Annotated in this window: 12 protein-coding genes; 6 read left to right on the plus strand and 6 right to left on the minus strand. The window is 35.5% G+C overall.

Features of this window, described 5'->3' with window-relative positions; genetic code table 11:
* From ACZ48W_RS10500 to ACZ48W_RS10510, 3 genes are read left to right on the plus strand one after another with little or no spacing between them, the layout of a single operon-like run.
* Nucleotides 1–1,242, plus strand: coding sequence for a L,D-transpeptidase family protein (locus ACZ48W_RS10500; RefSeq protein ID WP_464828360.1), 1,242 nt, complete (start codon nt 1–3; stop codon nt 1,240–1,242).
* A 14-nt stretch (nt 1,243–1,256) separates the two neighbouring features.
* The gene (locus ACZ48W_RS10505) at nt 1,257–1,985 is read left to right on the plus strand and encodes an alpha/beta fold hydrolase (protein WP_464828362.1); all 729 of its coding nucleotides are present in this window, start codon (nt 1,257–1,259) and stop codon (nt 1,983–1,985) included.
* Nucleotides 1,986–3,440: a Mur ligase family protein gene (locus tag ACZ48W_RS10510; protein WP_464828364.1), complete on the plus strand. Its 1,455-nt coding sequence runs from the start codon at nt 1,986–1,988 to the stop codon at nt 3,438–3,440. It abuts the gene before it with no gap.
* A gap of 143 nt (nt 3,441–3,583) precedes the next feature.
* Here ACZ48W_RS10510 and ACZ48W_RS10515 read toward each other — a convergent pair whose 3' ends face one another.
* Nucleotides 3,584–4,018, minus strand: a complete 435-nt coding sequence (locus ACZ48W_RS10515; RefSeq protein WP_464828366.1) for an META domain-containing protein — start codon at nt 4,016–4,018, stop codon at nt 3,584–3,586.
* Between the two features lie 61 nt (nt 4,019–4,079).
* On the opposite strand from ACZ48W_RS10515, the gene ACZ48W_RS10520 reads away from it, so the two are divergent.
* The 3 genes from ACZ48W_RS10520 to ACZ48W_RS10530 all read left to right on the plus strand — a co-directional run bounded on the left by ACZ48W_RS10520 (nt 4,080) and on the right by ACZ48W_RS10530 (nt 9,065).
* Complete coding sequence (locus ACZ48W_RS10520; protein ID WP_464828367.1) at nt 4,080–4,874, plus strand: hypothetical protein; 795 nt, start codon at nt 4,080–4,082, stop codon at nt 4,872–4,874.
* A gap of 340 nt (nt 4,875–5,214) precedes the next feature.
* A complete protein-coding gene (locus ACZ48W_RS10525; protein WP_464828369.1) occupies nt 5,215–7,188 on the plus strand; it encodes an AAA family ATPase in 1,974 nt (657 codons plus the stop codon).
* The gene (locus ACZ48W_RS10530; protein WP_464828371.1) at nt 7,185–9,065 is read left to right on the plus strand and encodes a TRAP transporter large permease subunit; all 1,881 of its coding nucleotides are present in this window, start codon (nt 7,185–7,187) and stop codon (nt 9,063–9,065) included. The genes ACZ48W_RS10525 and ACZ48W_RS10530 overlap by 4 nt, the downstream gene beginning before the upstream one ends.
* 50 nt (nt 9,066–9,115) lie before the next feature.
* Here the strand turns inward: ACZ48W_RS10530 and ACZ48W_RS10535 are convergent, their stop codons facing one another.
* The 5 genes from ACZ48W_RS10535 to ACZ48W_RS10555 all read right to left on the minus strand — a co-directional run bounded on the left by ACZ48W_RS10535 (nt 9,116) and on the right by ACZ48W_RS10555 (nt 13,816).
* Nucleotides 9,116–9,541 carry a hypothetical protein gene (locus tag ACZ48W_RS10535; protein WP_464828373.1) on the minus strand — a complete coding sequence of 142 codons (426 nt, stop codon included), beginning with the start codon at nt 9,539–9,541 and terminating at the stop codon, nt 9,116–9,118.
* A gap of 80 nt (nt 9,542–9,621) precedes the next feature.
* Nucleotides 9,622–10,494, minus strand: a complete 873-nt coding sequence (locus ACZ48W_RS10540) for a GIY-YIG nuclease family protein (protein WP_464828374.1) — start codon at nt 10,492–10,494, stop codon at nt 9,622–9,624.
* Between the two features lie 640 nt (nt 10,495–11,134).
* Nucleotides 11,135–12,325: an ATP-binding protein gene (locus ACZ48W_RS10545; protein ID WP_464828375.1), complete on the minus strand. Its 1,191-nt coding sequence runs from the start codon at nt 12,323–12,325 to the stop codon at nt 11,135–11,137.
* 318 nt (nt 12,326–12,643) lie between these two features.
* Nucleotides 12,644–12,865 carry a hypothetical protein gene (locus ACZ48W_RS10550; protein ID WP_464828376.1) on the minus strand — a complete coding sequence of 74 codons (222 nt, stop codon included), beginning with the start codon at nt 12,863–12,865 and terminating at the stop codon, nt 12,644–12,646.
* A gap of 174 nt (nt 12,866–13,039) precedes the next feature.
* Nucleotides 13,040–13,816 (minus strand): c-type heme family protein, encoded by a 777-nt coding sequence (locus tag ACZ48W_RS10555; RefSeq protein WP_464828378.1) that lies wholly within the window; start codon nt 13,814–13,816, stop codon nt 13,040–13,042.
* Nucleotides 13,817–13,993 lie beyond the last annotated feature (177 nt).

Raw genomic sequence — 13,993 nt, forward strand, 5'->3', positions numbered from 1 at the left:
ATGGGGATAAAAGTTTTATTGGCGGTAGTATTTGCTGTTTTATTAAGCGGATGTGTAGATACACCAGATAGTGAGGGATGGAAATCATCGCAGAAAAATGAGTTTTTAAAGATCTTGAAAACAGATAAGTATGCTTCGATCTGTGATCAACAGGCACTGTATGCAAAAGAAAAAGAGAGTCAAAATTCCAGGCTTATGACTAAAATGCTTGTAGCCTATACCAATAATCTTGCGAATGGCTGTATTGATCTTCAAAGTTTTAGAGCATCACAACATGAGAAACAAGAGAAGAAGATAGAAACACATTATGAAACCTATATGCAAAAGGTGAGTAAGTCTGATATTATGAGGAAGCTGAGAGCAGGGCAGAGTATAGAACAGATATTAAAACCTTATGTACCGCAGTATGGTCAGTTTCATGCACTTGTAAAAAGGTATAAATTATTGAAGTCAGATGCAAATACTTCAAAAACAGTACTCCGTAAGATCCGTCTTAACATAGAAAGAGTAAAGTTGATGAAAACAGGTCTTGGAGAAAATTATGCTTTGGTCAATATTCCTGAATTTGTTGTTCGTATTATGGAAAAGGGAAAAACAGCAGTAGCAATGGCTATCGTGGTCGGTAAGAGAGATCTGCAAACACCTGTATTCAGTGCAGATCTTCAATATGTGACATTAAATCCTCAATGGAGTGTTCCTGACAGTATCGCTAGAAATGAGATTATTCCGAAATTGTTAAAAGACCCGAATTATTTGACAAAAAAACGTATGGTGATACGTTCATCATATGATCTCAATTCGAAAAAGTTAACTCCCGGTTCTGTAGATCTGGAATCCTATGTGGGAGGAAAAGGTGATGTACCGTTTAAATTTATAGAAGTACCTTCTAAACGAAATGGTTTGGGACGTGTAAAGTTCATCTTTCCCAACAGGCACTCTGTATATATGCATGATACACAGTCAAAATATCTTTTTAAACGTAAAGTACGTGCATACAGTCATGGATGTGTGAGACTTGAAAAACCGGTGACTATGCTAAAATATATTACAAAACATTATACATCTAAAAGTACTGATCAAGTTAAAGAGTGGTATGACAGTTTAAAAACACATCATCTTGCATTAACTAAGAGGTTACCGGTGCATACTGCATATTTAACAACGTATGTAGATGAGTGTGGCAATCTATTGATATTTAATGATATATATGGCTTTGACAAGTCACAAAAACTTAATTTTTAAAATAATGGTGAAACATGGCATCTAAAGAGATACAGTATAAAGAACATATTTTTCAACTCTCCTATGAGTTGGTGAACCCTTCACAAGATGTTGCACTCCTCGTACTGCATGGATGGGGAAGCAACAAAGAGATTATGAAACAAGCCTTTGGTAAGTTTTTGCCGGAGTATAAACACATCTACCTTGACATGCCGGGTTTTGGTAAAAGTACCAATGATATGATCCTGACTACTGAGGATTATGCCAAGATAGTACAACTCTTTTTAGATGAACTTGGTATTGCACCTGCCATAGCCATGGGACACTCTTTTGGGGGTAAAGTTTCTACGTTACTTAATACGCCTTGTTTGGTGCTTCTCTCTTCTGCCGGTGTGGTTACTGAGAAGCCTTGGTCAGTGAAGATCAAGATCGCTACCTTTAAACTTCTTAAACCACTTGGCATGAAGAAAATACGTGAACTTTTTGTAGCACCGGATGCACAGGGTATGAGCCATGAGATGTATGAGACATTTAAAAACGTGGTAGATGAAGACTTTGAGGCCAGTTTTGCCAAAAGCAAAAGCAAGGCACTTTGTTTCTGGGGCAAAGAGGACACTGCAACACCACTCTATACGGGTGAGAAGATCGCTGGGCTCATAGAGAACAGTAAGTTCTATCCGCTAGATGGGGACCACTTCTTTTTCTTGAAACACGCTGCCTTCATCGCAGAGACTATTACTGAACAATGTAAGGATAATAACTAAATGTTACTGCTCAATATACTTTTTTATACACTTTTTATCTTGGCTATGGGTTACTATGCGATCACCAATCTTCAATGGTACAGCTATAAACTTGAACGTGTCATGTTTCACCATACTAAAACATGGTGGCACTTTGCTTACTTCTTAGTGCCGTTTGCACTTTATGAACTGGTAAGCAGCACCTCTGACTATGGTTTTGTAGTAGTCATTGTCTATTTGGCAGCACTGTTCCAGTGGTACAGAAGACTTGACAAACCACTGGTATGGACAGGAAGAGTGAAACGTTTCTTTGCGGCTATGCTTCTCTTTGCCATTTTCATCGCGGTAGCGTTTCATCACTTTGCCGTGATCTTGCCTATCTTCTTGGCGTACTTCATTTCACTTTTCATTGAAAAGATGCTTTTTAGCGGTTTCAAGGTCAAAGCACAAAAGAAGATAGAAGCTATGGAGAATCTTACCGTAGTTGGTATTACTGCGAGTTATGGGAAAACAAGCATCAAAAACTATGTGGAGCATCTTCTTAAAGCGAAGTACAGAACCTATGCAACACCACGTTCTGTCAACACACTTGGCGGTGTCGTGAAAGATGTCAATGATGACCTGCCTGATGATACCGAAGTGTATGTCGTTGAGATGGGTGCCAGGTGTGAGGGTGACATTGCTGAGATCACTACTTTTGTAAACCCTCATTATGTAGTCGTGGGCAAGATAGGACCGGCACACATTGAGTACTTTAAGACTATGGAGAACATCCGTAATACCAAAATGGAGATACTTCAAACTGAAAGACTCAAAGAGGCATGGGTACATGAGAGTGCGATGGTCAAACCAGAATCAAACATCCATACCTTTGGTGAAAAAGCAAACTTGGACATTAGGGCAAATATACCTGCACCAAAGTATGTTATAGAAGATGTGGAAGCCACACTTGATGCAACGAGTTTCACCCTTGATGGTGTGCGTTACTCTGCAAGTATCCTGGGTGCATTCAATGCAATGAACCTGGCTGCTGCAGTACTGGTAGCCAAAGCATTTGGACTGACCGATGAAGAGATACAAAAACAACTCTCAACACTCAAACCTGTGGATCACAGACTCCAGCGTATCGATGCAGGTGGTAAAGTCATTCTTGATGACAGTTTCAACGGAAACATAGACGGAATGATGGCTTCATTTGACCTGGTATCTACCTATGAGGGCAGAAAAGTGGTGATCACTCCGGGGCTTGTTGAGGTAGATGATGAACTCAATGTACAGGTAGCCAAAAGAGCCAATGAAGTGTTTGATCTGGTAGTCGTTACAGGTGATCTGAACTATGCCATTTTTAAAGAGCATGTCGATGCAGACAAGTTGGTCAAACTTGCGAGTAAAGCTGAGATGGAGACGATGTTGGTTGAGCAGACAATGCCGGGAGATTTGATTTTATTTGCAAATGATGCACCGTCTTTTGTTTAACTTTCTTTTGTCTCTCCTTGTTACTTTTTCTTTTTTGTACTACGACAAAAGAGAAAGAAGTAACCAAAAAGAAAAAAACGTAAGGAACTGACGTATTTTAAAAATCGCCTTGACAAACAAAGTTTATTGTGTCAAGCTACCTGCTATTTCCCCATCCTCTTAAAAAAGAGTTCATGATTTGGACTTTTGATGGTAATACCGTCTATCCCGTATTTTCTATCTTCTCTTACAGAAAATCCCTCTTTGAGTGTTTCATGCAGTCGTTTGCTTACCCAGTTGTGAATTGGCTCCCTGCATGCCATTTTGGTTGAGATGAGTACCGGGGTTGTCATATTGCTATTGGAATTTTTTTTCAGTGCTCCGCCTATACGGTTACATCCGTCAAATCCACTGAGCTTCATTTTGTTCATATCAAAATCTAAAATGGCTCTTGCTTTACGTACTTCTTTGCCATCCATCACGCGCAGATGCCAGTTCCCGTTGAGTTTGTCAAGGTCAATACGCTTTGTCTCGGCCGATACCTGATGGGTTAATAAAGAAACCAAAGCGGTGATAATAACTATTTTTTTGTAAAGCATTCAAAAACTTCCTTAGGGGATATTTTTGATATTATATTGCAGATTAACCAACGGAGCATAAATGAGATCGGTTTTTTTATTTTTTTTATTTTTGACTACACTTTTCAGTCAGGATATCCAACTTACACAAAAACAGGCAAACTATATCGCCAAAAAAGTATGGCAGAATGAAGGTGCAGGAAAAGACAAATATTTGATATGGTGGAACAAAGGTGAAGATTTTGCTTCACTTGGCATAGGGCATTTCATCTGGTTCCCAAAAGATCATACTGAGCGTTTTAGAGAGGTTTTTCCTATGGTGGTGGAATTTATGCAAAAAAAAGGTGTAGAGATGCCAAAATGGCTTACTCCCGAAACAGATCTTCCCTGGCAGACGAAAGAAGCGTTCTTCAGAGCAAAAAAAGCCAAAACCAAACAGTATATGGAACTTTTTCATTTTCTTAAAAGAGCCATGCCTTACCAGGCAGAATTCATGGCAGACAGGCTTAGTAAAGCACTCCCTGAAATGCTGGAGAGCATAGAAGATGAGAAAAAAGCAGATGTCATCAAAAGACGTTTTTATGAAGTGATGCATAACAAAGACGGAAACATTAATGAAAGAGGTCTTTATGTGCTCCTGGACTACACTAACTTCAAAGGTGAAGGTACACTTAAAAGTGAACGTTATAAAGGGCAGGGATGGGGATTGCTGCAAGTACTTTGGAATATGGATGACAAAGAAGCCAACAAACAAAAAGCTTTTGCCCAGTCTGCAAGCCGTATGCTCTCTAGACGCATCAAGAACTCACCGCCTGCCCGCGGTGAAGAGCGTTGGAGAAAAGGGTGGAATGTTCGGTTGGATACGTATTGGAAATAAATATGATAATTTGACATATTTTTGAGTAAATTGAAAAAAGTAGGGTAAAATTTGAATGCAGTCTAATTAAGTTGTTGTAAACAACAGCTTCCGAGGGCTGCTGTTTGAACTTCTAAGTCAAGTCTTGACTGTGGAAAGGTGTGAGAATCATGGATTTACTGATCCTGATACTCGCAGTTATTTTGGCTCTTTTAAGATACTACAATAACTGACAAACACTGAGAGAGTGAACACTCTCTTCAAACGTTATTTTAGCAGAATATTTTGGGATGTAAATAGAAGCTTACTACAAACCTATCTTGATAAAATTAGGTATATTTGAATATTAGGGGGAATTTGAATGAGTGATAAAAAGATTTGGACAATTTATGTAGAACCAAAATATAAAAAAGGTAAAAAAAGAACTTTTATTATAGAAGAGTATAAGAGTATTACTAAATTAACAATAAAACTGAATAAATTAACTATATTAGTTGGTGAAAATGCATCAGGAAAATCAAATATATTAACTTATATGACATATAATTCTAATAATACATTTGACCTTAATGATAGTATAAAAAAGATGGGTAAAAAATTTTATAATCATGCTGCTGGTGCAGCAATTGATGGATATAAATCTGGATATGATGAAATTTATGTAAAAATATTTGGTTTTAAAAATATCTATATTAGACTAAATGAAGAAAAAAAAATATTTAGTTATCAAGCAGGTAGTTATAAAACTAAAGATTTACCAATTGAAAAAACTTTAGGTATAGGTGGTTTTTTAGAAGAAGGTGAAACCGATTATAAAAAAACTATTCAATTTTTTACTGAATCATTTCCTCATGCTTTAAAAAACATTAAACAAAAAGGTATCAATTCTTTTGATGACTTAATCCCTTTTAGAGTAATTTCCTTAGATGTTGCCAATATGCAAAAAATGGATGTTGAAAATAATATTAGTACACATTTGATGAATTTATTGACAATTGGATATAATCTTGAAGAAAAACAAAATGATATATATGAAGTACTTTCTTTTCTTCCTGAGATTAAAACTAACATAAATAAAGTAATATATGAAGATATTGGTTTAAAAAAACTGGATGAACAAACTAATAAAGATAAAGAAATTTCAGTATATCTAACACTGAAAACAGAAACTAATAAAAGTGGTATTATCCAAGCAAATGGATTTCAAATACTTGTAAGGGATGAGGCTGAAAATAAGGTTTTCCCTCCTAATATGAAAAGTTCAGGTGTTAATAATATTATAACAATCATCATTGTTGTAGAGTTTTTAAAATATTTAATTGAAAAATATCCTGAAAAAAACTTTAACAAATTAAATTATTTAATCACTATAGATGAACCAGAATTATATTTACATCCAAAAATTCAAAGAAATTTAATTAATTATATATATAAAGTTTCTAAAAATATAGATGAAATACATTTTTTGCTAGCTACACATTCACCATATATTGTCCATCCCAATGTTATTGAATCTACATACTTATTGGAATATGAAGTAAATAAAGGCACGGTAGCTAATAAACTTATTGATATTGTAGAGAAAAATGAAGATAAGTATAGTATTTTATCCCCTATTGAGGATGCCTTAGGTTTAACATTTAATGAGTTTTTACATCCAGTAATCTTTGTTGAGGGAGAAGAAGAACTTGATTTATTTAGAAATATATCAAAAATATATAGACATACAAGTTCTATTCACTCATTAAATGGGAAAAATAAATTTTCACCTATTGCAATACTTATGAAAAGGTTTAAAAAAGTAAATGATAAATCATTTGTATTTTTAGATGCAGATTTTTCATTTAAAGATGATTTTAAGTCTGTTGAAGATGGAACAAAAGTATTAGAATCATTATCTAAACATATATTCTTTATTGGTAAAGAAATATATGATTATGAAACATATAAAACATTGAAAACAAAAGATGAATGTTTAGAAGATTTTATAATACAGAATATATTAGATGATAAAGAGTATATTTTATTACAAGATATAGTTATTGAAGTTTGGGATAAATATTTTGAACTACCAATAGACCTTACTAAGAAAATAAAAAATTTCCTTCAAATCAGTAGTAAAATCCGAGGTATATTAAATACAAATAAAAAGAATGGTACTTCATTTATTAATGATAAAATACTAAAAGATGATAAATTTATTGATAAACATACAAAAGATATTTATCATTATGTTGAAGTAGAAATAAAAGAAAAGATAAAAAATCATTTATTAAATAATGAAGATGCTTATGAAAAATTCGAAAAAGAGATAATAAAGATAATTACTAAATGAAAAACCTACAATTCTCCTATCTTCTAGACCGTATCAGTAAATACGCAGGCTATATTGCCGCTATCCTAGTTGCCATTCTCTCCCTCTTAGTAGCTTACGATGCAGGGATGCGTTACCTGTTCTCTGCCGGCTCCATCGCCTTACAAGAAGTAGAGTGGCATCTTTTTGATGTGATTTTTTTACTTGGGCTTACCTATGCGCTTAAACATGACAAACATGTAAGAGTAGATATTTTCTTTGAGCGTTACAGTCCCGATACAAAATCCATAGTACAGATACTCTCTATGCTTCTACTTGTTGTGCCTTTTTCACTTTTGTTCTTGAATGATGCGTTTGACATGACCTATCAGAGTTATGTGCAGCATGAAGTCTCTTCAGACCCCGGGGGATTGACGCATCGTTGGCTCATAAAGGCTATGTTGGTGGTGGCTTTTGTGTTGTTGCTTCTTCAGGCTGTGAGTGAAGTGCTCAAAGCGTATCATAGATTAGAGAACAAAACAGCTCTCATCAAAACCCTCGTAGGGGTAGCCCTAGTGGCTACCCTTGTTTACATAGCGTGGTTTAACCGTATGGCATTTTGGTTTGATCCGGTATTTCTCATGTTCGGCTTGGCTTTGGTGTTGCTCATGGCAGGCTTTCAGGTGGCCTTTGTCTTTGCAGGAGTGGCACTCTTTTTTGCTCTCATAAGTGATGAAGTAGGGCTGGGAGTACTTGAAATGCTTCCTTACAGGACCTATGGCATCATGGGTAATGTTACACTGATGGCTGTACCGCTTTTCATCTTCATGGGGCTCATTCTTGAAAAGTCCAAGATGGCAGAGAATCTGCTTAGTTCTATGGGGAAACTTTTTGGGCAGGTAAGGGGCGGTTTGGCTATCTCTGTGGTGCTTGTGGGGGCTATTTTGGCAGCGAGTACAGGTATAGTAGGAGCTTCAGTGGTGATGATGAGCCTTATTGCTCTGCCTTTGATGCTGAAACACCATTACTCACCTGCATTGGCTTCAGGGAGTATTGCAGCGAGTGGAACACTGGGGCAGCTTATCCCGCCGTCCATCGTCCTCATTGTTCTTGGAGATCAGATGCACCTCTCTGTGGGAGATCTCTTTAAGGTGGCAGTCGTACCGGGACTGCTGCTCATCATCCTTTATATCATCTACATTTTACTCATTGCATATTTCAATAAAGAAGTTGCACCGGCCATTGTTTCAGACGAGCCATACGCAAAAGTGGTCAAAGAAGCGGTTAAAGCCATCATCCCGCCGCTTTTACTCATAGGGGCAGTGCTTGGGTCCATCTTTGCAGGGATCGCATCTCCTACAGAATCGGCGGCTATCGGTGTGCTGGGTGCGGTGTGCCTGGCAATGTTCAACAAAGCCTTTAACTTCGAGCTTGTACGCTACGCAGCCATAGAGACCGTCAAACTCACAGCCATGATCTTCATGATACTCATAGGAGCAACAGCATTCTCACTGGTATTTAACGAACTGGGCGGGGGAGATATGGCTCTGGAGTTCTTTACAGGAGACTTGGGAGACAAATGGGCATTCATCCTCTTAGCGATGCTTGTCATCTTCCTGCTGGGATTCTTCATAGACTTCATCGAGATCGCCTTTGTGGTCGTGCCTATCTTAGTGCCTATTGTGGCAAGTTTCCACATAGACCCAATTTGGTTCGCCATCCTCATCGCGATGAACCTGCAAGCCTCGTTCCTCACACCACCTTTTGGATTTGCGTTGTTCTATCTTAAAGGTGCAGCAGGAGACAAGGTAAGTACGGGAGCTATCTACAGAGGGGTGGTACCGTTTATCTTGTTGCAAGTATTGGCTTTGGGGATTATTGTGTTATTTCCTGAGTTGATCTATCTGTTTGGGAAGTAGGTGGTGCGGGCAACGAGGGCGTAGCGTCCGAGACAACTATGTTTTGTTATCTATATTGGTAATGATTCAGATTTTTCTGTAAAAAAATAAATTTGTTTTATTGTTTCCTGAAATACTTCATCATATTCTCTTTTTGGTACTCCTAAATATACTTTTTCATAAGGTTCTTTATAATATTGATGAATAATTTTATTTCTTAAAGAATTGAATTTTTTAAATTGTAAATATTCCTTTTGATTTATCTGATTTAATATTCTAAGAACCTTTAGTACATTTACAAATGATAGTTCATCTGATAAATCCCAAACATCTTCTTGTTTAGAATCATAATGAACACAACCAAATAACATTAAATAGGAACTCGCTTGATTTTCAATAAAACCATGTAAATGCTGAATTGCTTCCATGAAATGGCCTTTATCATATGCATTTTGAGCTATTTCATCTGGTAAACCTTTGAATTTAATATATTCCATTGAATCCTCTATTCATTAGATAACGGCTGAGTATAGCCCAATAAATTGCCGTTAGGTAATTTATTGGCTACTATGTTTTGTTAGCTTTTAACACTTTCCATGTCTTTTAAGCTTTTACCTTTGTTGTTCTTCCATTCCATCAAACCATTTGCACTTCTTCCCATAACAATCGCAGCTGCAGCAGATGGACTATTAAATAAATAATCGTTAGAAAAAACTAATTTTCCATTTTTTTCAATAATAGTTCCATTGTTAATTAATTCTCGTCTTGAATTTTTCCAACCATCAGGATAAGAATCAACTGTTGATGAAGCTATCTCAGAATCTTTGAGGACAACAAATCCGTCAGATGTTTGTTGTCCTTGCGCATTTGCACCTCTCGCAGCTTTAATAAAAAAGTTTGAACTAACTTTTTTATCATTGGTTGGTTCCTGAATTAACTCTTCAAAAGCTTTAAACCCTAAGACATTTACAAGCATTTTAATATTTTCAATAAATTCTTCCATTTCTGCTTGGTCAGATTCAGAGATTGAAGGTTGAGTTGGTGTATTACTATTTTTTACTTCATAGCGATTAACCTTAACAGCTATTTGGTGTAGTCTATTTTCTAAATATTTTATGTGGGCTTTATTTAGGTTGTCATCTTTACTTATGAGAACAACAGCTTCATTCCAATAATCTTTTTCATTAAGATGTTGAGAAAGCCTTTTTATTATATTCTCTGCTTCTCCAATATATATGACATCTTTTTCAGATGTCATATCGGGTTTTCCAAACAAAAAATATACACCCGTGCTTGATAGTTCTTCTCTGCTAGAGCTATCTTTAATCATATTTCTTGGTAATTTGTATGCTTTACCCGTCCAATTTGAAAGCTCACATGTCATTCTTCCATTTGGAGTTCCATCTAATAAAAATAGTTTGATTGTTTTAGCGAATACTTTTCCTGTCATAATACTCCAATTTTATGTAAGCTAACTATTTATTCAACGAACACTTTGTCCTGCTATTACATTATTTTTGTATTAAGAGTATATCAAAAATGTCTTGATAATGATGAAATATGATGTTTTTGGCAAAATACAAAAAATTATAAAAATTTCTAATGTCCTTTTTGCAGGATATTAGACATTAATAGGAGAAAGTGTTCCGTTAATTGTTGATTTCGGGAATTAACAGACATTTTGTCCTTTTAAAGTTTGGAGGTAGATATGCAACAACCAAAGAAGAAACTATTAGAGATTGTAAGAGAGAAGATACGCTTTCTCGTTTGTACCTCTCCGGAGACTGTGAAAGAACCCATGGAAGTGGAGACTTCAGTCCCACCAAAAAGCTTTTTTGCCTAAAAAAGTTTGTATTTAATGGAAAATATTGCTTTTTCTGTCAAAATAACCTAAAAATATGCAAATATTTGGGTGAGGCTGAAGCCTTCACTTCCGGGGTACCTAGTTCTTTCACAGTCTCTGGAGCTTGGGGACGAGGAATGTATTGGCTTTGGGGATCATTGTGATGTTTCCGGAACTGATCTATTTGTTTGGGAAGTAGGTGGTGCGAGAAACATTTGATATCTTCTCCCGGATAAGTAAGAGCTTATTAGACCATTAACCCAAAGAGCCACATAGGTATCTTGTTCGTCTCCATCGTATAATCTGTATCTACAACATAACTATGTGGTATATCTTTTATTTGTTTAAAAGATTTATTTTCCCCACCTATCTTAAAAATGTGTTCGCCAACTCTGAAATCACCAATATCACTGTAGTAAATGTTCTCAAAGCAAGATGCAAAAAAAGTTTCACGTACTGTACCTATATCTACTTCTATGCTAAATTCATCGGCATAGGTATAGAGTATATTAGTATTTGAAAAGAGAAGTTTTTCGGGTTTTTTGGAGATATTTGTTGAGAATTTTCGTATAGGACGGATGATTTTTGTCTCCTCTAAAATATTTATGTAGGTAGCCAAAGTAGGATGGGAAACTTCAAACTCTTTGCATAAAGCAGTAATATTGACTTTATAAGGTACACGGGAGTAGATAAGTTTTGCTATGAACTTTTTGAAAATACTTAAGTGTGTATAGTCTATCTTATTGAGAGAAGGAATATCTTCTGCAATAATTTTGTCAAGGGCATTAAAAAGTTTGTTTTTGTATTCCACTTCATCTTCTATGAAAAACGGATAAAAACCAATTTGTAAATATTTTAAAAAGTTTTTGTAAAGTTCAGGGTTTTCCAGGGCTAAAGTAGAAGAGAGTTCAGACGCATTGCTGAGTATTTCATCTAGCGTTAAAGTGGGCAGTATGATATCTGCTGAGAGCTTAAGGTACTCTCTAAAGCTCAGAGGTGTTACATAGGAGATAACAGCACGTCTGCTTAAATCATACTTTTCATTAAGTATATTTAGCATCGAACTTCCCGAAAATCGTACCAAAAGGTCAGGAAAAGAGTCGTAGATGCTTTTAAGTTCTAAAGCCCAGTTCTTATACTTATGTATCTCATCTATGACTATAACCTTCCCACCCAAGCGTACAAACTCTGTTGCAATGTCATAGATAGAGCTGTTTATGATGTAAATATCATCTGCAGAAAAGTAGAGATACTCTGTGGCTTTAAAGTTTTGTTTTAGGTATTGCAGGAGTAGGGTAGTTTTACCCACACCCCGTTGTCCTATCAGACCAACCAAGCGATTTTTAGAGATGAGCTTTCCTAAATATTTGTCACGTGTGAAGTTTAAAGAGATGGAAGATATAAGTCTTATTTGTTTATTTTGTATATACTTTATCATATTTAAAGTCTATTTTTAATTTTATAAAATTATACATCATTTATTTAAAATTAACTTTAAATAAATTAATAAAGAATTTAAAGTCCATATTCAGTATATGGATTTAAATCCAAAGTGTAATTCTTTTCTCGTTCAACCTCTCCGAAGGTGGAATGCATAGGCAGTCATAACATTATCCTCAATATGATACTTCTAAAAATATTACAATTTGAGATATTTTTTTTCGTTCCCACGCAAAGCATGGGAACAAAAGGGAGAGTATATATGATTACGAAAACAACCTCGAAAAAAACGATCCTTTCTCCGCCAGTTTATCGATCAAATTGAAATAGTATGCTTCATTGTTCTTGATGATCTTTTCATAATTTTTATAAGCAAAAATACGACAATAAACAAGTAGAATAAAGAACTTTGTTTAACATCAGTTTTATTAACAGGATGAGTTTTATTTGTTATTTCTTTTTTCTTTTCATTCCAGTCATCTAGTCGCTTATTGGTTTCTTCTTTCATCTCATCTAGGAGGTTTTTGGGTAAATCCATAATTATCTTGCCCTTATCATGTTGTATAAATGTTTATTTTGGAATTACTTTATACTTTCTTTGTTCTTAGAAAATTTTGAGAAATTCAATGCAGGTCTGTATATTCTTTTGATATGTGATTATCTTGATATCCAAGGCTCAGGATAAAAGATGTGCGAGATATACTATATGGTTTTACTTAATGGGAACTGCAACACTAATAATTCCGCGAAGAGCATTTAATTTCAATCCTTCCTTTTTGTAACCAAGAATATCCAGAGAACCCTTCTCCTCACCATGACACTTTAGACAAAGGGGGATATTGGCAACGACTGGTATCACTTGGCGATACACTTTTTGTTTGCCAATAGTACCTATGGCACCAAACTCTCCATACGGTTGTTTAGAATAATCTTTTTTGCTAAATTTGGCGATTACCTCCGTTTCAAATACATCTGGTATACTCGTAGGAATTCTGTAAAAAGGACCAGACTGCTTAATAGGAATACCTGTCATTGCTCTGAATATCATATTGGTTTCTTTTGCCCAACTAGCAGGCAGAACATATTTAAATCCAACACCTTTGACATTGAGTCTATCTTGATTAAAGGAAATAACCATTCCACTAGCTTCCATATATTTATCTAACATTTTTTTCTGTACCGGAGTCAATTTTGGTATGGCTTCTGCCAATAAACTTCTTAGGAGTTTTTCAAAATTATCTGGTCTGATACCTTTGTCTCCTATCTTTGGATCCAATATTCTTGGTAGATGCGTAAGTATCGCTGTCCGACCTGCTTCTGTAGCACGTGCCAACATTTCAGCAACTTCTTTTGCCTCTTGTTCTGTAAATTTTGTAAAAAAATTATATTCAATTTGTCCTCCAGGTGTGTGGTAGGGTGTACCGCTGTATACGGGGACAACTACACCCATCATTGCATATGCGAACATCGTATAGAATATTGTTTTCATCTGTTTCTCCTATTTACTATAAATATAATCAAGAAATACTTCTTAGGTCTATTTTACCATAGAAAGGAGAATTTTGATTACAAATGTGAATAATTCTTTCTCTGAAAGTCTTATAGTACTTATTGATTGTATTGAGACTAAGACCTGTTATCTGAGCAGTGTGATCTGCTTCTAAAT

This window comes from Sulfurovum aggregans, from assembly GCF_055385215.1.